Origin of the sequence: Acinetobacter sp. YH16052, assembly GCF_013417155.1 — a bacterium.
Taxonomy (GTDB): domain Bacteria; phylum Pseudomonadota; class Gammaproteobacteria; order Pseudomonadales; family Moraxellaceae; genus Acinetobacter.
In genome coordinates, this window is the sequence record NZ_VPEO01000010.1 from 1 (window position 1) to 25,659 (window position 25,659).

The 25,659-nt window shown below is 42.3% G+C and carries 23 protein-coding genes and 2 rRNA genes; 23 read left to right on the top strand and 2 right to left on the bottom strand.

The genetic code is table 11. From position 1 onward, the window contains the following. The 9 genes from FTV42_RS08455 to hisC form a co-directional block, all read left to right on the top strand. Positions 1-241: ribosomal RNA gene (locus FTV42_RS08455) — 23S ribosomal RNA — on the top strand; the annotation flags it as partial. A 231-nt stretch (positions 242-472) separates the two neighbouring features. After that, a 5S ribosomal RNA gene (rrf, locus tag FTV42_RS08460) occupies positions 473-587 on the top strand. Between the two features lie 259 nt (positions 588-846). Continuing rightward, positions 847-2,298: an RNA polymerase factor sigma-54 gene (locus FTV42_RS08465; RefSeq protein ID WP_180038482.1), complete on the top strand. Its 1,452-nt coding sequence runs from the start codon at positions 847-849 to the stop codon at positions 2,296-2,298. Between the two features lie 177 nt (positions 2,299-2,475). Beyond that, positions 2,476-2,808, top strand: a complete 333-nt coding sequence (gene hpf, locus FTV42_RS08470; protein WP_180038483.1) for a ribosome hibernation-promoting factor, HPF/YfiA family — start codon at positions 2,476-2,478, stop codon at positions 2,806-2,808. Between the two features lie 134 nt (positions 2,809-2,942). After that, on the top strand, positions 2,943-3,194 hold the full coding sequence (ibaG, locus tag FTV42_RS08475; protein WP_004814457.1) for a BolA family iron metabolism protein IbaG: 252 nt from the start codon (positions 2,943-2,945) through the stop codon (positions 3,192-3,194). 7 nt (positions 3,195-3,201) lie between these two features. Continuing rightward, entirely contained in the window at positions 3,202-4,458 is a 1,257-nt protein-coding gene (gene murA, locus FTV42_RS08480) for a UDP-N-acetylglucosamine 1-carboxyvinyltransferase (RefSeq protein ID WP_180038484.1), read from the top strand. Beyond that, entirely contained in the window at positions 4,458-5,159 is a 702-nt protein-coding gene (hisG, locus tag FTV42_RS08485; RefSeq protein WP_004814462.1) for an ATP phosphoribosyltransferase, read from the top strand. The genes murA and hisG overlap by 1 nt, the downstream gene beginning before the upstream one ends. A 186-nt stretch (positions 5,160-5,345) precedes the next feature. Then, the gene (gene hisD / locus FTV42_RS08490; protein ID WP_180038485.1) at positions 5,346-6,650 is read left to right on the top strand and encodes a histidinol dehydrogenase; all 1,305 of its coding nucleotides are present in this window, start codon (positions 5,346-5,348) and stop codon (positions 6,648-6,650) included. A 148-nt stretch (positions 6,651-6,798) separates the two neighbouring features. Further along, positions 6,799-7,887: a histidinol-phosphate transaminase gene (hisC, locus tag FTV42_RS08495; RefSeq protein ID WP_114541361.1), complete on the top strand. Its 1,089-nt coding sequence runs from the start codon at positions 6,799-6,801 to the stop codon at positions 7,885-7,887. A 110-nt stretch (positions 7,888-7,997) separates the two neighbouring features. On the opposite strand, the gene FTV42_RS08500 is transcribed toward hisC, so the two are convergent. Then, positions 7,998-9,329, bottom strand: coding sequence for an anthranilate synthase component I family protein (locus FTV42_RS08500; RefSeq protein WP_180038486.1), 1,332 nt, complete (start codon positions 9,327-9,329; stop codon positions 7,998-8,000). 259 nt (positions 9,330-9,588) lie between these two features. Here FTV42_RS08500 and FTV42_RS08505 point away from each other — a divergent pair, with 259 nt between their 5' ends. The 6 genes from FTV42_RS08505 (at position 9,589) to FTV42_RS08530 (ending at position 17,709) form a co-directional block, all read left to right on the top strand. Further along, entirely contained in the window at positions 9,589-10,638 is a 1,050-nt protein-coding gene (locus FTV42_RS08505; RefSeq protein WP_180038487.1) for a DUF6160 family protein, read from the top strand. 187 nt (positions 10,639-10,825) lie between these two features. Further along, the gene (locus FTV42_RS08510; RefSeq protein ID WP_180038488.1) at positions 10,826-11,659 is read left to right on the top strand and encodes a C39 family peptidase; all 834 of its coding nucleotides are present in this window, start codon (positions 10,826-10,828) and stop codon (positions 11,657-11,659) included. Positions 11,660-11,693: 34 nt separating this feature from the next. Beyond that, positions 11,694-12,896 (top strand): hypothetical protein, encoded by a 1,203-nt coding sequence (locus FTV42_RS08515; RefSeq protein WP_180038489.1) that lies wholly within the window; start codon positions 11,694-11,696, stop codon positions 12,894-12,896. A 12-nt stretch (positions 12,897-12,908) separates the two neighbouring features. After that, the gene (locus FTV42_RS08520; protein WP_180038490.1) at positions 12,909-14,573 is read left to right on the top strand and encodes an OmpP1/FadL family transporter; all 1,665 of its coding nucleotides are present in this window, start codon (positions 12,909-12,911) and stop codon (positions 14,571-14,573) included. 7 nt (positions 14,574-14,580) lie between these two features. After that, entirely contained in the window at positions 14,581-15,756 is a 1,176-nt protein-coding gene (gene filE / locus FTV42_RS08525; protein WP_180038491.1) for a putative pilus assembly protein FilE, read from the top strand. 21 nt (positions 15,757-15,777) lie between these two features. Further along, entirely contained in the window at positions 15,778-17,709 is a 1,932-nt protein-coding gene (locus tag FTV42_RS08530) for a hypothetical protein (protein WP_180038492.1), read from the top strand. Positions 17,710-17,766: 57 nt separating this feature from the next. Here FTV42_RS08530 and FTV42_RS08535 read toward each other — a convergent pair whose 3' ends face one another. Continuing rightward, entirely contained in the window at positions 17,767-18,315 is a 549-nt protein-coding gene (locus FTV42_RS08535; protein WP_180038540.1) for an NUDIX hydrolase, read from the bottom strand. A 123-nt stretch (positions 18,316-18,438) separates the two neighbouring features. Here FTV42_RS08535 and FTV42_RS08540 point away from each other — a divergent pair, with 123 nt between their 5' ends. The 8 genes from FTV42_RS08540 (at position 18,439) to FTV42_RS08575 (ending at position 25,658) form a co-directional block, all read left to right on the top strand. Continuing rightward, positions 18,439-19,047 (top strand): CoA pyrophosphatase, encoded by a 609-nt coding sequence (locus FTV42_RS08540; protein WP_180038493.1) that lies wholly within the window; start codon positions 18,439-18,441, stop codon positions 19,045-19,047. Positions 19,048-19,071: 24 nt separating this feature from the next. Further along, entirely contained in the window at positions 19,072-19,599 is a 528-nt protein-coding gene (locus FTV42_RS08545) for a gamma carbonic anhydrase family protein (RefSeq protein ID WP_180038541.1), read from the top strand. 136 nt (positions 19,600-19,735) lie between these two features. Further along, positions 19,736-20,401: a tRNA (adenosine(37)-N6)-threonylcarbamoyltransferase complex dimerization subunit type 1 TsaB gene (gene tsaB, locus FTV42_RS08550; protein ID WP_180038494.1), complete on the top strand. Its 666-nt coding sequence runs from the start codon at positions 19,736-19,738 to the stop codon at positions 20,399-20,401. A 16-nt stretch (positions 20,402-20,417) separates the two neighbouring features. Then, a complete protein-coding gene (locus FTV42_RS08555) occupies positions 20,418-21,242 on the top strand; it encodes an undecaprenyl-diphosphate phosphatase (protein WP_004279167.1) in 825 nt (274 codons plus the stop codon). Beyond that, the gene (locus FTV42_RS08560) at positions 21,236-22,057 is read left to right on the top strand and encodes a class I SAM-dependent methyltransferase (RefSeq protein ID WP_218946969.1); all 822 of its coding nucleotides are present in this window, start codon (positions 21,236-21,238) and stop codon (positions 22,055-22,057) included. The genes FTV42_RS08555 and FTV42_RS08560 overlap by 7 nt, the downstream gene beginning before the upstream one ends. A 120-nt stretch (positions 22,058-22,177) precedes the next feature. After that, complete coding sequence (locus FTV42_RS08565) at positions 22,178-23,560, top strand: C13 family peptidase (RefSeq protein ID WP_180038495.1); 1,383 nt, start codon at positions 22,178-22,180, stop codon at positions 23,558-23,560. Between the two features lie 43 nt (positions 23,561-23,603). Continuing rightward, entirely contained in the window at positions 23,604-24,440 is an 837-nt protein-coding gene (fghA, locus tag FTV42_RS08570; RefSeq protein ID WP_180038496.1) for an S-formylglutathione hydrolase, read from the top strand. Positions 24,441-24,560: 120 nt separating this feature from the next. Continuing rightward, positions 24,561-25,658 carry a YjgN family protein gene (locus tag FTV42_RS08575; RefSeq protein WP_180038497.1) on the top strand — a complete coding sequence of 366 codons (1,098 nt, stop codon included), beginning with the start codon at positions 24,561-24,563 and terminating at the stop codon, positions 25,656-25,658. Position 25,659: the final 1 nt, after the last annotated feature.

A 25,659-nucleotide genomic window follows, 5' to 3' on the forward strand; every position in this document is an offset into this window, starting at 1 on the left:
GACCAGAGTGGACGAACCTCTGGTGTACCGGTTGTGACGCCAGTCGCATCGCCGGGTAGCTATGTTCGGAAGGGATAACCGCTGAAAGCATCTAAGCGGGAAGCCTACCTCAAGATAAGATTTCCCTGTGACTTTATGTCACCTAAAGAGCCGTTGAAGACTACGACGTTGATAGGTTGGATGTGGAAGCATAGCGATATGTGAAGCTGACCAATACTAATTGCTCGTGAGGCTTGACTATACAACACCCAAACAGTTGTTGTACGAACTTCGAAAGAAGTGAGGATCAATTGATTTCATATTGATCTAATGATCAAACAAAAACTTGATTTAGTGAACGCTAATGATCAAACTACTGCAACTCAAATATTTCTATTAATGAACGATGTTCAAAACACTGTTTTGAACAAGTGCAAGATTTGACCAAGCATTGGCATCTAAATAAGACCAAACGCAAAGTCATACCAGTTGTGCTGGCGACCATAGCAAGAGTGAACCACCTGATCCCTTCCCGAACTCAGAAGTGAAACCTCTTAGCGCTGATGGTAGTGTGGGGTTTCCCATGTGAGAGTAAGTCATCGCCAGCTCATTATTCTAAACACCCCCTGTCAAATGACAGGGGGTGTTTTTTTATGTAATTTTTTAATTTATTTCCAATTTTTAAAAGCAAATAAGATCATTTGATAAAAATAAGATACTAATTAATATTAATGTTTAAAATAAATAGCTTAAATAGTGCATAAAAAATACAAGGAATTGTATGTAATTTAACAAATCTATGTTATAAAAAAATAAAGCGGCATAAAAATTGCTTATAAAGCGCGGTTTGAATAATGAAGGGTAACAATGAAATTATCAGTGGGCTTAAAAGTTGCGAACTCGCTGTCATTAACTCCACAATTACAGCAAGCAATTCGATTATTGCAACTGTCGAGTCTGGAACTTGAACAGGAAATTCAGTTACAGCTAGATAGTAATCCTTTGCTGGAAAAAGTTGAAGAACAATCAAATTTAGAAAGTTTATCTACTTCTGAAGTTGAGCATGACCAAAAAGACTTAACCAATGAATTGAATGCAGATCATTTGCCTGATGATTTGCCTGTGGATACTGATTGGGATGATGTATATACCCATCAGCCCACTAGTTTAGGTGCAGCTGAATACGAAGAACGTGAGGATAATCGGCAGGGACATTTAAGTCTGCAGCAACATCTGATTGAACAGGTAAATCTGCTACATTTTTCTAAAATTGATAAGTTGATTGCGCATTGCATTATCGATTCTCTGGACGATAAGGGCTTTCTTGAAGTCGAAATTTCGGAAATTACCACCTCAGTTCAACACTTGTTACAAAGCATGGGCTATGAGGAGGAAATTGAAGATGATGAAGTCCTTGTAGTACTCAAACATATTCAACGATTAGAGCCTATTGGTGTCGGTTCGCGCAATTTGGCTGAATGCCTGATGGTTCAGCTGGATAATTTGCCCGCTTCCACACCTTGTCGTAATGATGCAATCAAGCTGCTACAGCATTATGAACTACTCATTACCAATGAATTACCTCGGCTGATTAAGCAAACTGGTTTGAATCCAGAGCAGTTGCGCTGTGCAGTAGATTTACTTAAAACCTTAAAGCCACATCCTGGTCTGGAATTTGAAGATCGTGAATCTGATTATCAGGTGCCCGATGTTGTCGTGTTGAAAAAGAATGACTGCTGGCAAGTAATGTTGAATCCTGACGTGATGCCAAAACTACGTGTGAATTCGTTTTATGCCAATATGATTCGTCGTGCGGATCAAAGTGATGACAACCAGTATTTAAGAAATCAGATGCTGGAAGCCAAAAATTTCATTAAGAGTATTGATGAACGACATAAGACTTTATTGAAAGTAGCCACTTGTATTGTTGAACATCAAAAAGCTTTCCTGGAAATTGGTGCTGAAGGGATGAAACCTCTAGTATTACGTGACATTGCTGAAGAAGTGGAACTCCATGAATCAACGGTTTCTCGTGTCACCACCAACAAATACATGCTGACACCGCGTGGTCTTTTTGAATTGAAATATTTCTTTTCCAGTCATGTCGGTACGACTTCGGGTGGGGAAGCATCTTCAACTGCAATTCGTGCCAAGATTAAGAAATTGATTTCTGAGGAAAATATACGTAAGCCATTGTCGGATAATGCAATTGCCAATATGTTAAAAGAGGAAGGTATTGATGTAGCAAGACGTACAGTCGCTAAATATCGTGAATCGTTACATATTCCTTCATCTTCTGAACGAAAGGTCTTGATCTAAGTTTTAAAATCTGACTATTCTAGAGATTCATCATGACACTATGATGAATCTCTTTTTCTTTTGAGGAACCGTAAAATGATTTGATCCAATTTCTGAACTGTAACCTTGCATTGGTTATTGTCATCGAATCATTTGACTGTGACTCGTCTAATCCTAACGAAGTTGAGGGATAGAACTATGCAAATAACAATTCGTGGACATCATTTATCTATTACGCCAGCAATTGAAGATACTATAAAAACAAAGTTCAAGCAGATGACTAAACATCTGGATCAAGTGAACAGTATGCAGGTTAAACTTTCAAAAGATCATCAGATTGATAAGCGCTCTAAAAAAGGAAGCAGTAATCATATTGCGGAAGCGATTATCAGATTACCGGGAATCGAATTTTTTGCGCATGCCAATGCCGATGATATGTATACCTCGATCAAGCTTTTGACAGAAAAATTAAAAAAACAAATTGATCGATATCGAAAAATGAACCTGAATTATCAGCCATTGGCTTTATAATCGGGCAGAATGGAAAAAGAGGTTTTTAAAAGCCTCTTTTTTTATATATATAATGTATGTGACTAATGAATTATTTTTTTTATTTATAGTAAAATGATCCGTTTTACACCCTTAGTCCTATAAGAGGTCTTGTGATGAATAATGAACAGCTCGCTGAAATCTTAAAAGCCGCGTTCCCAGAGGCTGACATTGCTGTGAGTGGTCAGGGCGGCAAATATGATCTCCGTATTGTGGATGATCAATTCGATGGTAAGCGACCAGTTGCTCGACAACAAGCTGTTTATGCTCCTCTCAATTCTTATATCGCCAGTGGTGAAGTCCATGCCGTAACAATTCGCGCAATGACCAAAGAAGAATGGCGCAAAGCAAGCTTATTTGGAGCTTAATAGATTAATGGATAAATTTTTAATTCAGGGCGGCAATAAGCTCGAAGGTGAAGTGCGTATTTCCGGTGCGAAAAACGCAGCACTTCCACTACTGGCTGCAATGATTCTTGCAGATACTCCCATTACCTTGACCAATGTGCCTAATCTGAAAGATGTAAATACATTGGTTAAACTTATTGCCGGTCTCGGGATCACCATGAAATATGAAGGTGATACTGTGGTTGCGGATACTTCAACCCTGGATAACCAGTTTGCACCATATGAGTTAGTAAAAACTATGCGTGCATCCATTTTGGTGCTTGGTCCATTGCTGGCGCGCTACGGTAGTGCACAGGTGTCTTTACCTGGCGGTTGTGCGATTGGTTCTCGTCCTGTTGATCAGCATTTAAAAGCTTTGGAAGCGCTTGGTGCTGAAATTCAGGTGGAAGCTGGTTATGTCCATGCCAAAGTTGATGGTCGTCTGAAAGGTGGCGAAGTTGTCTTTGACATGGTGACTGTGGGTGGTACCGAAAATATTCTGATGGCGGCTGTGCTGGCAGATGGCGTAACGACAATCCGTAATGCAGCACGTGAACCTGAAATTACCGATCTTGCGCAAATGCTGATTAAAATGGGTGCCAAGATTGAAGGTTTAGACACAGATACGCTGATTGTCACTGGTGTTGAAAACCTGCATGGCTGTGAATATGCTGTGGTTGCTGACCGTATTGAAACTGGTTCATATTTAGCTGCTGCTGCAATTACTGGTGGTAAAGTAAAAACAACGAATACAGATCCAAACCTGCTTGAATCAGTATTGGAAAAATTTGAAGAAATGGGTGCAGAAGTTACACGTGGTGACGACTGGATTGAACTGGATATGATGGGTAAACGTCCGAAAGCAGTTAGCTTCCGTACTTTGCCGCATCCAGAATTTCCAACAGATATGCAGGCTCAGCTAATGGCAGTGAATGCAATTGGCCGCGGTTTTGCGACAATTTCCGAAACGATTTTTGAAAACCGTTTCATGCATGTTCCTGAGTTAGCTCGTATGGGGGCGAATATTCAGGTTGAAGGTAATGATGCTGTGGTGACGGGTGTGGAAAAACTTTCTGCAGCACCGGTGATGGCGACAGATTTACGCGCTTCATTCTCTTTGGTACTGGCAGCGCTTGCCGCTGAAGGGGAAACAGTGATTGACCGTATCTATCATATTGACCGCGGTTATGAAGATGTCGAAGCGAAGTTACAAGGTTTAGGTGCCCAAATTAAGCGAGTAAGTTAATGAGCGATATGAGAAACGATGATCCAAACTTTGACGTAATGGGCAATTTTGATCATGGTTTAACTTTAGCATTAAGTAAGGGCCGTATTTTAAAAGAAACTCTACCGTTACTTGAAACGGCAGGTATTAACCTGCTGGAAGACCCGGATAAGTCGCGAAAGCTGATTTTCCCGACGACCCATAAACAAGTTCGTATTCTGATTTTACGTGCTTCTGATGTGCCAACCTATGTTGAAAATGGCGCAGCAGACATCGGTGTGGCAGGTAAAGATGTGTTGATGGAGCATGGCGCGCAAAATGTCTATGAGCCATTAGATCTAAAAATTGCCAACTGCAAATTGATGACAGCAGGCAAGGTTGGCATGGAACGTCCGAAAGGCCGTCTTAAAATTGCGACTAAGTATGTGAATTTAACCCGTCAATATTATGCAAGCCTAGGTGAGCAGGTTGATGTGATCAAGCTTTATGGTTCTATGGAACTTGCACCGCTTGTGGGCCTGGGTGATTATATCGTTGACGTTGTCGATACGGGTAATACCCTTCGTGCTAACGGCCTAGAGCCACTGGAAGAGATCTGTAAAGTATCTTCACGTTTGATCGTCAATAAAGCCAGCTTTAAACGTAAACAAGTGTTGTTAAATCCAATTTTGGCACAGCTTGAACAAGCGGTTGAAGCACGTGAGCAAGCGAAAAAAGCTTAATTTTTCATTGTTCTAAAAGACCGTCCATAGGGGGCGGTTTTTTTATATCTTGAAATTTATTGATATTTTAGAGAAATCATCAATTTTGCCGAAAGCTATTTCCAATAAAACTCATGCTCAAGAAAGTAGATAGATAACCACAAAGCCTGTTAAAACAGGTAAACTAATCTTTTCCATATCAACCTTGTGGGTAAATTGATGCGACGTTTATCGACCCAAGATCAAAACTTCAAGCAAGCATTTGCTGACTTGTTGGCTTTTGAAACTGTTAATGATCCTGAACTTTTAAAAACTGTAGATCAAATTATTGCTGATGTTCGTCAGCATGGTGATGCTCAAGTTCTTAAACTCACTCAACAGTTCGATCGACATCCGGCGCATCAATTTTCAGATTTAGAGTTAAGCCAAGAGCAACTGCAAGCTGCCTTCGAGGGTTTGACGACTGAAGTGCGCGAAGCTTTAGAGCTTGCTGCAGCACGCGTGCGCGAGTTTCACCAGGCACAAAAACAGGACGGCTGGACCTATGTCGATGCTTTAGGAAATACGCTTGGTCAGAAAGTCACTCCACTGGATCGTGTTGGGATTTATGTGCCGGGTGGTCTGGCGTCTTATCCATCTTCAGTATTGATGAATGCGGTGCCTGCACATGTCGCAGGTGTGCCGGAAATTATTATGGTGGTGCCTGCGCCGAATGGTGAGTTAAATCCATTGGTACTGGCGGCTGCATATCTGGCAGGTGTAACGCGTGTCTTTACGATTGGTGGCGCGCAAGCAGTTGCGGCATTGGCTTATGGTACAGAAACTGTCCCAGCAGTAGATAAAATTACTGGCCCAGGCAACCGTTTTGTTGCTGCGGCAAAACGTGCGGTGTTTGGTCAGGTCGGTATCGACATGATTGCAGGGCCTTCTGAAATTTTGGTATATGCCGAAGGCCAAAATAACGCTGAATGGCTGGCCATGGATTTACTTTCGCAAGCTGAGCATGACACTGTGGCACAAGCCATTTTCATCACACCAGATGAACAGTTGCTAAATGCCGTTGAGCAGGCGATTGAAATGCACTTGGCAACATTACCGAAGGCGGAAATTGCCCGTACTTCGATTGCCAATCGTGGTGCTTTAGTCTTGGTAAAAGACCGTCAAGAAGCGTCAGATTTGATTAATCAGGTAGCGCCTGAGCATTTGATGTTATGTTTAGATGATGCAGAAGCAATGTCTGATAGCATTCGTCATGCAGGTGCAATCTTTATGGGTCGTTATACGCCTGAAGCCATTGGTGATTACTGTGCCGGGCCAAACCATGTCTTGCCAACTTCAGGTACTGCGCGTTTTTCATCGCCACTTGGTGTCTATGATTTCCAGAAGCGTTCAAGTTTGATCATGTGCTCACAAGAAGGTGTAAAAACTTTAGCAAAAACTGCGGATATCTTGGCGCAACAAGAGAACTTGGATGCACATGCACAGTCAGCACGTTATCGTTATCAATCATAAATAGCATTACAACCTCTCCCTGACCCTCTCCTAAAAGGAGAGGAGAATTTAAACCACAAAAATCTTGTGTCTTTATTAATGAAAATTCCTCTCTTGCGCCATATATGGCTCAGGGAGAGGTTAGGAGAGGGTTTAAAGAGAATATAAAATGAATATCACAACAGAACAAATGCGTTTTTGGAGTCCTGAAGTACGTGAATTAGAACCGTATACCCCAGGCGAACAACCAAAAATCCAGAATATTTTAAAACTTAATACCAATGAAAATCCGTATCCACCTTCACCCAAAGTGGTAGAAGCGGTTCAAAAGGTACTTGCGAATTCGGCAGATGTTTTGCGTTTGTATCCAGACCCTGATGCATCAGAGTTGAAACAGGCGATCGCTAAACAACAAAATGTACCTGTAGACACTGTCTTTGTCGGCAATGGCTCAGATGAAGTCTTGGCACATATCTTTAAAGCATTTTTTGTTCAAGAACAGCCTGTACTTTATCCAGATATTACCTATAGTTTCTATCCAGTTTATAGTCAGTTTTTTGGCATCAGAACCAAAATCTTGCCATTGAATGATGACTTTGAAATTGTTGTGGATGACTATAAACAAGCTAATGGCGGCATTATTATTACTAATCCTAATGCGCCGACCAGTATTGAATTGGGCTTGGCAGCCATTGAGGAAATCCTACAAGCCAATCCGGATTCAGTGGTGATGCTTGATGAAGCATATGTGGATTTTGGTGCAGAATCAGCAGTCAAGCTGGTTGAGAAATATGAAAATTTAGTGGTATGTCAAACCACATCGAAGTCACGTTCTCTTGCTGGTCTGCGAGTGGGTTTTGCGATTGCTCAGCCACATTTGATTGCAGCACTTGAAGCAGTCAAAAACAGCTTTAACTCTTATCCGATGGACCGTTTTGCGATTGCTGCAGCGGTCGCTTCATTTGAAGATCAGGCCTACTTTGAAGCACAGAATCAGAAAGTTATTGCCAGCCGTGAAAAGTTGGTGTTTCAACTAAATGAGCTTGGTTTTAAAATTTTACCATCGAGTGCCAACTTTATTTTTGCCTCATTGCCATCTAAAGATGCAGGCGAACTTGCAAGTGAGTTGCGTGAACGTGGCATTATCGTGCGTTATTTTAACAAGCCACGTATTAACCAGTTCTTAAGAATTACCATTGGTACAGATGAGCAAAATCAGCGTTTAGTCGATACGCTAAAAAATGAGATTTTGGTGTGATTAAAATCCCTCCTAGCTTCTCTTTGAAAAGGGAGGAGTTCCCTCTTTGAGTAAAGGAAGGTTAGGGTGGATTTGTAGAAAAAAGCGAATCAAATGATTCGCTTTTTTATTTATTCAGGCTGATACCAGGTATTTAACAGATCCAGCATCGCTGAAACTTTATCAAAACATTCCTGATATTCCGCATTACAATCCGAAGAAATGGTAATGCCACCACCGGCCCATAAAGAAACATCTTCTTGATATTTCTGAATAGAACGAATCAGAATGTTCCAGGAACCGGTACCATCAAAATTAAAATAACCCATTGAACCGCAATAAGCACCACGTGCTGCACCTTCCAATTCAGCAATAATCTGCATGGCCCGGATTTTAGGTGCGCCCGTAATTGAGCCACCTGGTAGGGCTGACATTAATACCTCGAAAGGATTCACACCTGCTTTTAAGGTCGCTTCTACTTCGCTCACCATATGATGCACTTGATTAAAACTTTCGATATTAAATAATTTGGGGGTTTTAACCGAGCCTGTTTCTGCATAAACACTTAAATCATTACGTAATAAATCCACAATCATGACATTTTCTGCTTGATCTTTTTCCGATGCTTTTAAGGTTTGTTTAGATTGTTCATCCAGCACTGGATCTGTATAGCGTGGCATGGTGCCTTTAATTGGTTTGGTGATAATTTTCCGATTTTTTTCGAAGTCAATAAATAACTCGGGTGAGCAGCTGAGTAATTCAAAATCACCAATACGCAAATAACCGGCATAGGGCGCTTCGGTTAATGTCCAGAATGCTTGGGCAGTTGCTAAGAGGGAGCCTTGGGCACGACCTTTAAACTCTTGGGTCAGATTAATCTGATAGCAGTCACCTGCAACAATATAGTCCTGAATTTTCTGAAAAGCCTGAGTATAAACAGATTTAGTCCAGCGTGAGATACAAGGATTTTTTAAATGAAATGTCGAGTGAATTTTATCTTGATTAAGTAAGTTCTGAATATGATTGAAAATTTGTTCTGCCTGTGGATCATCACTATAGAACATCCAGCCATCAGAGATTGGTTTAATGTAGGAAGGAAATTGACCAATAAATAAACCAGGTTGAGGACGGTCTGGATACTGAATATATTGTTGAGCCGCATAATCGTAGCCGATAAAGCCAACATAGCCTCCATGAAAGCCATTCTCTTGAGGAGTTTTTAATGCATTAATCACTAAATTAAATTCAGATGGGCTGGGTTGATACTGTTCAATCCCTATTCTTTTAAAAGACTGAATTTGTGATGTCTGCGCAACAAAATATTCTTGAGCGCAGCAGGCAATAAAAGGCCGACCATTATTATTTAAATACACTAGATGATTCAATGTCTTCAATGCGGATAATAGATCTGTAACCAGACGTGATTCAAACTTTAAGGGACGATGATAGAGAGCTTCGGTCATTCAGTTATGGAGAGTTCGATATGACTTACTATTTTATATCAAGACGCCAGGAAAATATTTTTAAATCATGAAATACCGTTTATCGGTAAGCGACAGATTGCGACCAACAACAGTTGATCAAAATTTGACTCGACGCTAATTTAAGTGGGCTAGCAAATTACTCAAGGAAAGATGCTTAAGCTGTCAGAAAATAAAAAATACAGCCTAAACACTGAGTAATTCACAACCAAAAAAAATAGTACTCTTGGGAGAGTAAACAATGAAAAAATTTACAAAATTAGTTTTAGCGACTTCAGTTGCATTTAGTGCCAATGCGATGGCGATGCAAGCAATGGATGATGCATCTCTAAGCGAAACAACGGGTCAAGACGGTTTGACAATTGGTATTGGCATCTCGAAAATTGCTATTGAAAAATTATTTATCCATGATAACGACGGTTTAGCGCCAAAAGGTGTTGCAAATGAGGCGGGTTTCGGAGGTACTTCTACAGCAGGTGCGATCGTAATCCGTGGTAAGACTGATACAGCACCTGATGCTGCTGCTCTTGCTGATCCTACTACTGCAACGCATGGTGTAGTAATCGGTGCCAATTATGACAATAATGGTGCCTATTTACTTGCATCCCGTAACCTTGCTGACTTGGTAATTGATTCGGATGCTGGTGCTGGTAATCCTTTCATTAATGTTGCTGCACAAGTATCGGGTCTAGATATCAAAGTTGGCCGAATTGGTGTAACTGCATCTGGTACAGATGATCCGGATTCGATTCGTCGAGGTGGTGCCGGTGTTGTAAACGACATCATTAGTGGTTTTGACGTTAAAACTGGTGTGATAAATGCCAATATTCAACTGGGTGCTGCTCCACAAGGCGCTATGATCAAGATGAATAGTGTAATGGTAGGTGGTCTAGAAATTAAAAACCTAGGTATTTTAGATAACTCGTCTAAAAATAAAGCAGTGGGGCTTGTAGGTACGACTCCAGTGACTACACGTGAAGCCGGTGAGATTTTTGTTGAAAGTATCAAAATTGCAGATGCGGATTCTAATAATTTAACCATTAGTCAGAATATTTCTGTATATAACGATGCTTATGTAGGTACTACAGCTCAGTTAGGTAAGGCAGCGCATGTTCGTATTGTAAGTAATGATACTGGGGCGAAAGACCAATACATTAAAGGTATTCATTTAGGTAACCGTGAAGCAAGATCATCAATTGGTGATATGGAAGTTCAAGGTTTACAAACTTTCTACTCTCAAGCTCAAGGTAGTTATACTAAAGGCGCAATTATTACCATTTCGGGTCACTAATCTTTATTTTAAAAAAGCGCGTGTTTACACGCGCTTTTTTATGACTATCTCACTTATCTAAAAAATAAAAAAAATACTGTATTTTTTTGAAAAAGCAGGTATCTTTCTAGTTACAGGGAAGTAGAGTGAATGCTCTATAAAAAGAAAAATAGGCACATCATGCCCATTATAAGAAAAGTTAATAATTATGTTAGAGATCGCGTTGGGCTCGGCGTTGATGTATTACGCTGCCAAAGAAGCTCTGGATATCAAAAAACAGCCGAATGGGGCTGTTCACTATACTGAAGTTCTTGATTCAAGAAATGACTCTTTTGTGCGTATGCACCGTGAAACTGTAGAAGTAAAACCGGCACTTCTAGATCAGTTTCAGGGCATTGTACGTCAAGCTTATGATTATAGTTGTGGTTCAGCAGCACTGACGACCCTCCTCAATGGTTATGTCGGTACGCAGCTGGATGAGCAGCAAGTCATGAGTGGGCTAATGAAATTCGGTGAAACAGATAAAATTGTTGAACGCCGTAGTTTTTCTCTGCTTGATATGAAGCGCTTTGTTTCAGCTTTAGGGTTGGAAAGTGGAGGCTATCGAGGAGAGTTCAAAGATTTAGTCAATCAAGATCAGCCTGCCATTGTTCCGATTTCTTATGCGGGATTTAAGCATTTTGTAGTTTATAAAGGTTATAAAAATGGCCGGGTTTATGTTGCAGATCCGGCACTTGGTAATATCAGTTTTGAGGAACGGCGTTTTCAGGATATTTGGGAAAATAATACTTTGTTCCTGATTAATGTACCTGAACAATATCGCAAAAATTTTCTAGCATTAAAAGAATCAGATATGCGCCATGTAGAAGATGCTACGATCAATCGCTATGCCTTGGTTGACATGCAGTACCCACAATTTTATATGGAAAAAATTGCTGATAAAGCTTCTACGATCCGTATGGACCGTAATCGTAATACAGAGTCAGAACAATTTGGGGAATATCAACATAACTTCCTGAGACTGTATTACAAGAATAAATAAAACGAAAAACAGTAATAAAAATTAAAATGGTGAAATGGATATGAACAGTAAATGGATGAACAAGACGTTCTTGGCACTGAGCATTCAAATGGTAATGGGCGTTGCATTTGCTGCAGAAGAACCAGCACTAGGTGAATACGAAACGGTTGATGAAGTTGTTGTTGAAACTGCTGCATCTGTACCGGCTCAAACCGGGCAGGTCAAAACGCAGACTGCAGAAGAATCGGAACTAGGTGGATATGAAGCAGTTGAAGAGGCTGCCGTGGAAACAGCAGCACCTGTAGAGACTCAGGCTGGCCAGGTAGTAGATGCATCTCAAGCTTTACAGCAACAAGAAGGAGATGCTACTCAGGCAGCTAATCTGGAAGAAGTATTTACGTCAAATGAACGCCAATACTCTCTGATAAAACAAGGTGAAATTTCATCATATTACGATATTGATTATACCTATTATCGGGACACTCAACTCGATATAGAAATGGCTCAGGGCCAATTGTATCAACTACGTGTTCAAGAAAATGCAACACATAGTATGACTAATACTTTCACTTTCCAATATGGCGTGAAAGATAACCTGACCTTGACTGCATCCCTACCTTTAGTGGCTAAAACTGACTTGTTAAAAGATACGTCTACGGCAGGCTTGGGTGATATTAGTCTGGGTGCTCGCTGGGAGCCCTTCCCACTAAAAGCAGGTCGTCTGCCTCTGATTTTATTTGGTAATTTATCAACTAAAACCGGTGATAGCCCTTATGAAATTAATGCCGCGACAGATCTGGCAGCAGGAAAGGGCTATTACTCTGCTGGAGTGGGTGCTAGTACACGTAAATACATTGACCCAGTTGTATTGTTTGCATCGGTTTCTGCGAACTATGGTTTTAAAGAATCGGGCCTGAATCAGCGTCGAGGTAGCCGGATTATTGAGGAGTTTGAACCTGGTGTTAGTGGAGGCTTTGCCTTTGGTTTCGCATATTCATTTAACTATGATGTTTCGATGACCATGTCCTATCAGCAAAGCTTTAATACTGGTGCGGAATTTAACTATAACACTGGTGAAAGTTATTCTGCTGCAGATCAGACCAGTTCTACCTTTGCAATTTCCTTAGGGGTGCGAGTTTCTCCAGAAACAATTGTTAATGGTACCGTTGGCCTAGGGCTGACCGAAGATGCACCGGATGTTTCGTTGGGACTGTCATTCCCACTTGATATTTTAGGTTTTGGTAAAAAAATTAGTTAATAGGGGTGTCGTATGAAAAACATTCGACTTAGCCCGTTATTAACAGGAATTATTCTTGCGGGCTGTTCAAGTTATACCTTTGCACAATTGGGAACCAACCTTTCAGTTGATTTACGTGCACTATCCATGGGGAATGCCGTCACCGCAGATCCTCCAGGGGTCAATGCCATCCACTTTAACCCGGCTGCACTGACTAAAATTGATGGTCTGCAAACCGAACAGCAAATCATTGTGGCTAATTTTGATATCCAGCGTGAGTTTTCAGTACCGGCCGGATATAACGTATTTGGCTATTCTGATGATCCTATTGTCTGTAATGACGGTCCTGAAGTTTCATCTGATTTGTGTACCGATTTTAAAGGCCCAGTCAAAGGCGATGTGGAATATGTCAGCCTGTATGTTCCTTTTCTGAAAAAAATGGTGGATTTAGGCGAAGGTCTTCCTTTGACTGCACCCACGATGGGGATCGCATACAATCCCCCTGGATCGAAAGCCACTTATGCGACTGCTGTTTATGCTCCTCTCATGGCAGGTTTTGGTCATGAAGATGGGAACCCGGCAAACTTTATGGGACAGCAGGTTGCTTTAGAGCGGATTACCTATCTGTCACCATCCATCGGTTATGAGGTCAATGACCAACTGTCGATTGGTGCTTCTATCGGGATGTCTTATCAAGCCATCGGGATGAAAACGGACTTGCGTTTCCCGAATGAGTTGATTGGGATGTTGCGTATGATCGACGAAGTCGTGTGTACGCCGTTTAAAGAAAATTCCGACATTATTACAGATATTCTTTTGCTCGGGATCTGTAATGCGGATGAGGGGATGAACCCATTTGGCAAGTTTGGTCAAATGCAACTGGAGCTTGAGCAGAACTTAAGCCCAAGTTATAACCTGGGAATATTGTGGGAACCGCGCGAAGACTTTAGTTTTGGTATGGTGTACCAAAGTGCTGCAAAAATGCGCTTAAAAGGTAAATATCATATTGATAATGCCAAAGCTCCTCAGGAAATGATTAAAGGTTTAATGACCTCACCGACCGGCCAGATTCTGGCTGCAATTCTTGGATTTCCTAATTACATACCATCGAGTGAATCTGGTCTAGTGTCGCAGGATTTTGAATATCCGGCGCATTTTCAGGCAGGTATCAAATATAAAGTGATGCCAGATTTGCAAGTGAATTTTGATATTGGCTGGACAGATTACAAGGTCTGGGACGAATTTAAATTTGAATTTGATCGGACTATTTCAGCCTTAAAAATTGCCAAAATTTTGTCTGCCAATGTTACAGACTCAACCTTGGCCTTACCGATGGGATTTGAATCGCCGTGGAACTTCGGTATCGGGATTGAGTATTCCGCTACAGACCGTTTGAAGCTTCGGGCAGGTTATGAGCCACGTACCAGTGCTATTCCGAAAAATAAGCGTAATACGATGGTACCGATCAATGGTGCGCAGTTATTTGGTTTAGGTGTTGGTTACCGTTTTGATGCAGATACTGATCTGGATCTATCAATTGGTTTCTTGCGCAGCAAAGATCAGATTCCAGCAAATACCAGTAGTTTAGCCAACCAGACCGGGGTAAATAACCTGTTATTAAACCCATATGCAGGTTTGAATGTAAAAACAGATACCAAAATTACCATTTTAGGTTTGAACTATCGCACGCGTTGGTAAGGAAGAAATGATCAAGACAGGGAAAGTAGGATTGACAACGGTACTGGTATTAAGTCTGGTCCCCTTGTCTTTTTATACAAGCGCTAAAGAATTTATTACGATTATTGGTCCGGATGGGCGACCATTAGTCGTACCACGTAATAATGCAGAGAAAAAAACTGAGGAAAAATATCGATTGTCGAAAAAAGTAGGAGCTGCAGCAGTTCAGCCTATACCTGTGAGACAAAACATAGAAAAATTGCCCGTCGTAGAAAATAGGCAAGTTAAACCTAAGCATGACCATAATATGGTTGTACAACCAGTACAACCAGTACAACCAGTACAACCAGTACAACCAGTACAACCAGTACAACCAGTACAACCAGTACAATTACATACCGCGCAAGAAAAGATTCAGTCTAAACCACAATTAAAACCGGAATCTCAAGCTATTCAAAATCCTGATACTGGAGCTGGATCTTCTGTTGCTACTATACACAAACCGGGATTTAGCCAGGTTGAAGGCATTGAATATGTGGATAGTGAGTATCTGGAAAATAAAGAATTTAATTTGGAAGGCAAAAAACGTTTCTATAGCATGCCCGAAGGAGTAGTAGATAAAAATATTGGAACTACCCGGATCCAGACAATTGAACGTGAAAAAGGGGTGGGACAATCCGTATTAAAATCCTTGTTTCGAACGCCAGAAGTAGATTCTGGTCCTGTAGTACTGGCTCAAAGTTATTATCGTATTTCACAGTCGGAGACCATCGATAGCTTGGGCAAGCAGTGTTTTAATGATAAGAAAATTAAAAAAGCGAAAGAAATCAGCCTTAAAAAAGCAGTTAACCTCTGGCCTCGTGCACCTCTTAAAGCAGACGAATTTGATTTTGAAGTGGTAAAGCTTCAATCCGATATCCAGAATATTCAGATCAACTCTTATGCCTCTAGCCAGAAAAATCCAACGTATTATTGGCCTTTTGTTGTGTTTTTAGACAGTCGTGGCTGTGTGCTTGAAGGAGCGGGCGGTTTTAAAAATCAGGAAGGTCAGGCGAATATTATTCAACATGAGCGTATCGAAGGGGTTCTTCAGATTCCGGCAAAAACTGAATATGTATTATTGACGCCTTTGGCCTCCGCGATAGATGTTGAAGACAAGATGCTGACAAATCATGGACAACTAAAATTAGTCGCCATTCGATAAGGACTATTCGAGTACAAAAAGATGAAAAATAAAAAATTATTTCCATTTGCTTTAACCACACTTTTAATGGCACTGAGTGGGTGTGGTGGGGAAAGTGCCAATGTCATTCCAGAAAAAAACGATGAAGCCACGACTAATGGTACTTGTACCCCAGGTACAACTAACTGTGTGGAATGGGGGCTAGAATATCCGCTCGATGGTTTGAACTTTAACTGTAGTAGCGATACAGAAAATACCTTTATTACGTTATTTGATAGTAAAAACGGGGTTGCTTCTGGAACCTGTCAAAAGACAGATAATATTGAGTTTTATATTCAAAGTTTTGCTTCGCGCAAGATTAATTTAGGTCAAATTAAACTCAGCGATTATGCCAGTTTTAGTGCCCAGACCCAGCTGCCGCGTTTAAGTGTCATCGATATCGCAACTGGGATTGCTCGACGTCCGGTAGGGGATTTGGTGCCTAATGATCCTACCGTTCAGGTGGCTATGCGTCTGGTTAAAATTCTGCAAGCTTTGGCGCTAGAAGAAGGGCGTATTATTAATCCATCTGATGTACAACCTTTGTATATTACTGAAGAGATGCGTAAAGACCTGGCGAAAACCAGTGAGAATATCAATTTGATGGATGCCGATTTGGCGACCAAAATTAAAGATTTTGTTGATATCAGCACAATTTCGGATGAGGTGGCTTTTGCCACAGTTAAAAAGCTGGTGACGATTGCCAACGCAGCCGTGTATCAGCCAGAATTTTCATTATTCTCAACTTCAGGCGTGATTGGAAGTAACCTGACCGGTTCAGATGGACTGGTGGGCTGTAATCAAAACCCTTGTGATATTAAGAATAAGAATACTAAATATTTATTTGGCCATTTTATGCTGATTACCGATCGCCAGGGCTATACCTTTGGCAGCGGCCTGCAATGGCGTGATACCCAGTTAACATTGGCTAAAGAAAATTTATCTTCCTTAGGGGGGATTAATGCTCAACTCATCCGTAAGGTGAAACCGGTACAAATGACCGCTGATCCGCAAAGTTCATGGATTCATCCAACCAGTAAAACCATTAACACGCCTTACCGCTTGAATGTTGCAAATAATGCGACTCCGCTTGAGTTGTATCAAGGCAGATTATTGAATGATTATGTGATCGCGGGTAAAGAAGATTTCTATAAGATGGTGACTGACAAAAAATCGCTGGATACTTCCGATCAAGCCAACTTGGGGTTGTGGCGTTTGCAGGCTGATGGTGAAAACTATACGGGAAGCGTTGATCTCTATAAGATTTTCCCAATTAGTTATCTGGATCGTCAGGTCTTTAAAACAGCGCAGAACGTCGCAGATGGGGAGAAATACATTTTCCCGATGTATGCCAATCTGGAATTTAAATTTACAGATACCACTGTCAATCCAATTACCTTAGGAATCGTAATTGACAGTAATGGTGATGTACGCACTAATATGCAATCTTCCAGCAATTTAGCAACTGATCCGGTAGCAGGCTGTAAGGGTGATGTATTGGCAGATACGCTCTTAGATCATCAAAGCATACAACAATATCGCCTCGGGACTTTGGGACGTGCATTTGTGGCTGATAAAGCGGTTTCCATGCGCCTGATTTTGGCCAATGAAAAGTTTGGTAATATCAATGGCGCATTGGTAGGGGTAGACTCACGCATCCAGTCTTCACCAGATTCTAGGGATTCGATTGTGATCGGTGGTGCGCTGCTCAATTTGTCTAATGTGTTAGATACTAATGTCGGCCAGAATGGGCGTGTAACTTTCCTGAATTCGGCAGGTGATGGGGTACAATGGGCCAATACCTATGCGAGTTTTCAAAAAGTTTATAATAATAACAATGAGGGTGAAACACCGGCAGATATTAGCCTGGCAAAATTAAACGGTGGTTCGGTTGAGTTCAAACTCGCGGATTGCTATCAAGTCAAAGCTAAATAATATTCCTTAAAAATAAAAAATCCCATCTTGGTATGGGATTTTTTATGCATATTAGATTTAACCGGTATGGTCTAGACGTGTGCCTAAGGTTTCCAGATGCATTGGAAAAATATTATTTTTACGGTCTTCAAAATAATGTCTGAGGGTATGTTCTACACTCGGGAAGGCAAGTTCAGTCCAGGGAATATCTACTTCATCAAATAAACGTGTTTCGATGGTCTCTTCACCCGCACCAAATTTTCCATCAATCAGATTGGCTTTAAATAGCACATAAATCTGACCAATACGCGGAATGTTATACATACAGTACAGCTGTTCAATGTCTACTTCAGCTTCGGCTTCTTCGCGGGTTTCCCGGGCAGCCCCTTGCTCCATGGTTTCAAACAGTTCCATATAGCCGGCAGGTAACGTCCATAAGCCGTAGCGCGGTTCAATGGCACGACGGCACAACAGTACTCTGTTTTCGAATAAGACTAAAGCGCCACAAATCACTTTAGGATTAATGTAATGAATAGAGCCGCATGAATCACATACGCTGCGAATTTGCTGATCGCCCAAAGGAATTTTAGCAGTGGTTTTATGTCCACAATTCACACAGAAGTTCATATTCATCATCAATGATAAAAGTAAGCTCAGGATAACTGAAAAAGCAAAATTTGGCATCATTTCTCTCCCGCCCCGACTAAAATCAGCTATGATGAAATTATGATCATCGTCAGGGCTGAGAGAATGGATGCATGTGAATTGACACAAAGGTTGCAGCAACGCTTACGTTTTTCCAAGCGTATCCGATCTGCGCATGCTGCCGTGTTGATTGCAATTACAGATGAAGCTGACCCGAAAGTATTGCTGACGCGCCGTTCAGCTTATTTGAATAATCATGCCGGAGAAGTCTCATTTCCGGGTGGCAAGCGCGATCCGCAAGATACCAGTAATATTGTGGTGGCTTTAAGGGAAGCCTATGAGGAAACGGCTCTCAATCCTTTTGATGTACATTTAATGGGTGATTTACCCATGCAAAAAGCCCGCAATGGCATGCTGGTCAAACCGATTGTGGGACTGATTCCTCCGCAAGTGAAGCTGATTCCACAACCGACGGAAATTGACCGGATTTTCTTTGCTTCATTGCAGCATTTACTTGAAGTGACGCCCACACCTTATGAAGTTCGCTTTGCTCAGCAATCTTTATATTTTCCGAGTATGCGGATAGAAAATGAAGTGGTTTGGGGCTTGACCGCACGTATGTTGATTTCTTTATTTCAATATGGGCTGGATTATAAAAAAGACTGGCCATTCTTGCTTAATTCTCCAACGTTTAAACGCTCCAAATTTTTTTAACCATTGAATAGGATTTTATCAATGTTGTACAAATTTCAGGGACACTTACCTACCGCTATACATCAGCCCTGGGATGGCTGGGTGGCACCGACGGCCACAGTGATTGGACAAGTTGAGCTTGGACGCCAAGTCAGTGTCTGGTTCGGTGCTATAGTGCGCGCAGATAACAGTAAAATTAAATTGGGTGACTTTAGCAATGTGCAGGAAAATGCAGTGCTGCATACGGATGCCGGCATTGAGATGCAGATCGGTAATTATGTAACGATTGGGCATCAGGCCATGCTACATGGTTGTACCATTGGAGATAACAGCCTGATCGGGATTCAAGCAGTCATTCTAAACAATGCCGTGATTGGCAAGAATTGTATTATTGGTGCCAATGCCTTGATTCCGGAAGGCAAGATCATTCCAGATAATTCAGTGGTGATGGGCTCACCCGGTAAAGTGGTAAAAACGCTGGATGAGGACAGCATTCAGAAACTGAAAATGAGTGCCATGCATTATGCCGAGCATTTTCAGAAATTTCAGGACTTGGAAGAAGTGCAACTCTAAGGCACTCTTTTAATAAGTGAATCATAAGCCTAGATTTTCTAGGCATTTTTGTATCTGTTTCGGGAAAATCTCGCGTAGCGGATATGAGTGGAGTATCATATCCGCGTTTTTTATATTCTCTGAATTAAGGTTGTGCATGAAAGTGCTGGCATTGGAGACTGCCAATGAGCAGTGTTCCGTTTCTGTAATCGATGATACTCAAGAACTATTTTTTCAGCTTGATGCGCGCGCCAAGGCACAAACGCAAACGATTCTCCCGATGATTGAACAAGGTCTGCAAGATCTTGGGCTGGCCATTGCTGATTTGACCGCGATTGCCTTTAGTCGTGGTCCGGGTTCTTTTAGCGGTGTCCGCATTAATGCTGCCGTGACTCAGGCCTTGGCTTGGTCAAATGATGTGCCGGTGATTCCGGTGTCAACTTTGCAGGCTTTGGCACAAGCAGCCTATCGTTTACACGGCCTCACGCAAGTGTCTGCGGTATTGGATGCCCGCATGAGCGAAGTTTATATCGCAAGCTATCAACTGGATGCACAAGGGATTATGCAACCGGTCGATGATGAGCAACTGTTAAGTTATGCAGAAGGCAGCCAAGCTGTACGGTTTACCCCGGTAGGTTCAGGTGCTGAACTGGTACAAAGCGAAACTTCAATTTATAAAGATGTGCATGCGACCGCACAGGATATTGCCAGCATTGCACGTGCAGCGGCGCAAGCAGAAAACTGGGTGAGTGCAGAATTGGCATTACCCGTATATTTACGCGATAACGCGTGGAAAAAAATTCCAGAACAAGGCAAAGCATAATTAATTAGGATAAAGCATGGATCTTTTACTGCTACTCAAAGCGGCCATCATGGGTATTATCGAAGGCATCACCGAGTTTTTGCCTATTTCCAGTACCGGTCATTTGATTTTGGCATCAGAATTAATGAATTTCTGGACCAAGGAAAAAAGTGATGTATTTGTCATCGCGATCCAGATGGGGGCAATTGCTGCCGTTATTTATGAATATTGGGCACGTCTTTGGGGTGCAGCGACCGGGATTGTCAGCGGTGAACCGCAAGGTCGCCGTTTAGGCATTGGCCTGATTCTGGCTTCTATTCCGATTATATTGATTGGTCTGACTTTGGGACAAACTGTCAAACAATTACTGTTTAATGATATTGCGATTGCCATTGGTTTGATCGTCGGTGGTTTGATCATTATCTGGATTGAAAAGAATCCACCACAAGTCCGTGTGCATGAAGTTGAAGAACTCAGCATTAGAGATGCGATCTGGATTGGCCTGATTCAGGTTTTATCCTTGATACCGGGAACTTCCCGTTCAGGCGCAACCATTATCGGTGCAATGTTCCTAGGTGTGTCCCGTAAGGCAGCGACTGAATTCTCATTTTTCTTGGGTATTCCGGTCATTATCGGTGCTGGCCTGCTGGATCTTTATCAAAGCTATGATGTCTTAAATACGACTGAAGACTGGACCGTGATCGGAGTTGGGCTTCTGGTTTCCTTTATCTCGGCATTGATATTAATCCGAGCGCTGGTCGCTTATGTGGCCAAACGCGACTTTATGATCTTTGCCTGGTATCGTATTGCTTCGGGTCTGCTAATTTTATTATTTGCCTATACGGGTTGGAAACTATGGTAAGCGCGATTCGCTTATATACCGAATCTGACGATCAAGAGAAAGCACAGCACTTCGAGGCTGTGCTTTCTTCTCGTGGGGTACAGGTCGAGATTGAAACTGTTGAAAAACTCAATGCACGTTTTTTCCGTTTAAATCCTGAACTGGCCCTTTGTGTTGATGCTGACGGACTCTGGTTATGTGCCAACGGCATGAAGATGCAACCGGACTGGCAAGCGGAAACCAGGCGTTTAAAACGCGCATCTTTGAAATCTGAAATGATTGCACGTGCCTGTAATTTAAGTGAAAAACCAAGCTTAGTTGATGCGACTGCGGGTCTGGGACATGACAGTCTGTTGATGGCACATTTAGGTGCGCAAGTGACTCTGGTTGAACGGCATCCGGTTCTATTCACCTTGCTTGAAGATAGCCATATACGTGCCCAGTCGGATGCATTCCTGAGTCAGGTCGTGTCGCGGATTAATTTGGTCTTTTCTGATTCAGCCGATTATTTAAAACAGCAGGCCCAGCAGCATAAAGTTGTCGATGTAGTTTATCTTGATCCAATGTTTCCACAGCGGGATCAAAACCAGCAGGCAGTCAAAAAGCAGGCGCAGGTCAAAAAACAGATGCAGCTGTTGCATATGTTATTGCCTGAAGATGGTGAAATGGATCTGGGCGATAATCTTCTGGAACTGGCACAGAAAATTGGCAAACGTGTCGTGGTCAAACGTCCGCGTCTGGCGGTATTTCTGGCCGGAAAAGAGCCAAATCATCAATGGCAAGGCGATGCTTGTCGCTTTGATGCGTATTTTCAGCATGAACTTGTAGCTGAATAGGATAATGGCTTCTTTATTAAGCAAAGATTTGTTATATATTTAAAATTAGCATTGATTAAATGCTTATCAAGCATAAACTTATTCAGCACATTAGCGAGCCACTCATCTCCTTGAAATCCTATGATCGACTTTAAACCCTCCATTAATTTTTGGCACGATTTTAAGAGCAACCAAATTGCCGGGATGTGGTTATTTCTGGGGTCGAGGCGTTCTTTACAACTGGTCCGTCCATCCATCATGCAACTGGTGTTCTGGGGGATCTTAGGGGGCTGCGCCAACAGTTTGTTTAGCTGGCTCAGTTCAGGCCGTATGGGAGATTTTAACTCTCAAGGCCTGATCAGTTATGCGCTTTGGCCTTTCATTGCCCTGATTGTCGGTATTTTTCTTTCGCAACGGGTCAATAATCCACGCTTGATGCTGGTGCCAGCCTTGTTATGGTTGGTGTTAGATACCCATATCATGCTGTTCCAGTGTCTGATTCAGTATCTGGGTGATCTGGATTATCTGCCTTATATCCTTTACGACTATATTCCAACGCTCTTTGTCATGCTGTTTGTCTGGCAAAGTCTGGCAGTGGTCTGGGTGATTTCACGTGAATTAAAATGGCCGTGGTGGGAACGTGCGCTGATTATGCTGGCGACTTTGTTTACCTTGGTGGTCTGGCAGATTTCAGTCAAAGATCAGCCGATCTGGAAAGTCGAAGAAATTCCACCGAGTTTTGCCGAAGATGCTTTCTATGCCCAGCCAACTTTGCTGAATAAAGCGCTGGAAAATATCGAGTATGGTGAATTTGCACAGTCACACTGGTATTTCATGGGGGTAGCCGGAGCGAGCTATCAGGATGTATTCCATTCTGAAGTTGAGCGGATTAAAGAGCAGTTTGATACCCGTTTTGGTACTTTTGGCCGATCGATTGCCTTGGTCAATCATCCAGCGACACGTACCACCATGCCGATTGCTTCCAAAACCAGTATGGAGCTGGCATTACGCCGTATGGGGCAGCAGATGAACCGGGAAAGTGATGTGTTGTTTTTATATATGACCTCTCACGGTTTGCCGAATGTATTTGAAATGGAAAATGCCCCGCTGGATCTGGCACAAGTCGATCCAAAATGGTTGCGTGAGACACTGGATGCATCAGGCATACGCTGGCGCGTGATTGTGATCTCGGCATGTTTTTCAGGCAGTTTTGCTTCAGCTTTACAGAATGATAATACCTTGGTGATTACGGCTTCGGCAGCCGACCGTCAGTCTTTTGGCTGTTCGAATGAAGCGGATTATACCTATTTTGGTCGTGCGTTCTTTGATGAAGCCATGCGTGAAAATAGCAGCTTGCAAAGCGCGTTCGCCCAGGCCACAGATACCGTAGCAAAATGGGAATCGGCTCAAGGTTTTGAGCCATCAGAACCGCAATGGGTGATTGGCAAGAATATGGAATTGATGTTGCCACAACTGGAGCAGCGTTTATTTCCACAGACTAGTACGGCAACAGCATCTCCCTAGATTAATGTCATCCACAGACCGGTTGTAATAATAAGGAATAGCCATGGAACTTATACAGAACAATAGAAGCTTTGAAGGTGAACAGCGGATTTATCGTTTTGATTCACGCTATCTTAAAACACCGACCAAGTTTGGCATTTTTCTGCCGCCTCAAGCTTTAGAGGGCCACAGTTGTCCTGCTTTATTCTATCTGGCAGGTTTGACCTGTACTGAAGAAACTTTTGCCATTAAGGCGCATGCACAGCGTCTGGCGGCGCAACTTGGCTTGATCCTGATTACACCGGATACTTCGCCACGTGGTGAAGGCGTAGCAGAAGGCGACAACTGGGATATTGGTCAGGGTGCAGGTTTTTATATTAATGCCACTCAGGCACCGTGGGCTGAACACTATCAAATGGAAAGCTTCATTGTCGATGAACTCTATGCACTGGTCACTGAGGAGTTCGTGATCCATCCCGGTAAGATCGGGATCTTCGGCCACTCTATGGGCGGTCATGGCGCATTGACCCTGGCATTTAAATATCCAGAAAAATTCAAATCTGTTTCAGCCTTTGCACCAATTTGTGCACCGAGCCAGTGCCCGTGGGGAGACAAAGCATTCTCGAATTATCTGGGTACTGAGAAAGAGGAATGGCTGAAACATGATGCGACCGCTTTGGTTCAGGAAAAAGGCGCATTATTTAGCGATATCCTGATTGATCAGGGTTTTTCGGACCAGTTCTATAGTCAGCTTAATCCAGCCTTGTTTCAGCAAGCTTGTGATGCCGTCAACCAGCCGCTAACTTTGCGTGAACATCAGGGCTATGATCATGGTTATTACTTTATTCAAAGTTTCGTAGATGACCATTTGCAATTCCATGCTGTGCAGTTAAATCCTTAAAGTAAGACTGCACATATGTAGCAAAGCCAAAAAGATTAAAAAACCTCCAAAATGTTTTTACATTCTGGGGGTTTTTCTTTTAATATCAGATGTATAAAAGTATAAAAAATTGGGGTCGTCATGCAGCAGACAGCAGACGGTATTCGTGTTAGTGAGCCATTATTTCCAGCTGCTTCAAGTTTTTCGACTGAAGCCACGCCTTCAGTCTGCCCTAAATATCAGCGTTATGGATTCAGATTTCATGGCAGTGCATCCGAATATTTTGGTATCTGGATGGTGAATCTGATGCTGACCATTGTGACATTGACCTTGTACAGCCCTTGGGTCAAGGCACGCCGTATGCGTTATTTCTACGGCAATACCCAATTTTTAAACCATCGTTTCGATTTTGTGGCCATGCCGAGCCGGATCCTGCTGGGTCGTCTGTTTGCACTGGAACTGTATCTGGTTACCGTTGTACTGACCAAATATTCAATCCTCTCTACCAGTTCTTTATTGATGGTCGCTGCGCTATGTCTATCGTGGCTTATTCGGATGACCCTGAAATTCAAGGCCCGAAATAGCAAATATGGCAATGTGCGTTTTTATTTTAATGGCAGCAACCGTGAGGCTTATAGGGTCTTATTTCTGGCCATCCTGCTCAATATCTTTACTTTGCTGCTGTTTAGTCCGGTGATGATCTGGCTCTATAAACGCTATTGCTTTAATCATTTATCGATTGGTCAGTTGCAATTCAAGCTGAATATTAACTGGTCCAAGTTTATGTCTGCCGTTTATCTGCCCTTGGGTGTTTGCCTGCTGGTTGGTATTGGCTGGCTTGCAGCAGTAGTGTACTGGGTGGACCGGATTGGAACCAATTTGTTTAGTCTGGGTTTACTGCTTAGCTATCTGCTTTGTCTGGCGCTGGTCTGGCCGGTCATTTCTGCACGTTTATACCACATTACCTGGAATCATGTGGAGCTTGGTCAAAGTTACTTTAAAACACGGGTAACTACCTGGCGTTATAGCTGGATTGTGCTGAGCAACTGGATAGTGCGTGTTCTTAGTCTGGGCTTAATGACGCCTTGGGCTGCCATCCGTTTATATGAATATCAGTTAAAACACTTAGAACTATATGTGGCTGAAGATGAAACCAATCTTGAGCATATCTTGCAACCTGACCCGAGTGCTTTGGCCGATGAAATCCTGGACGTATTTGATTTCGATGCGTCGCTATAGG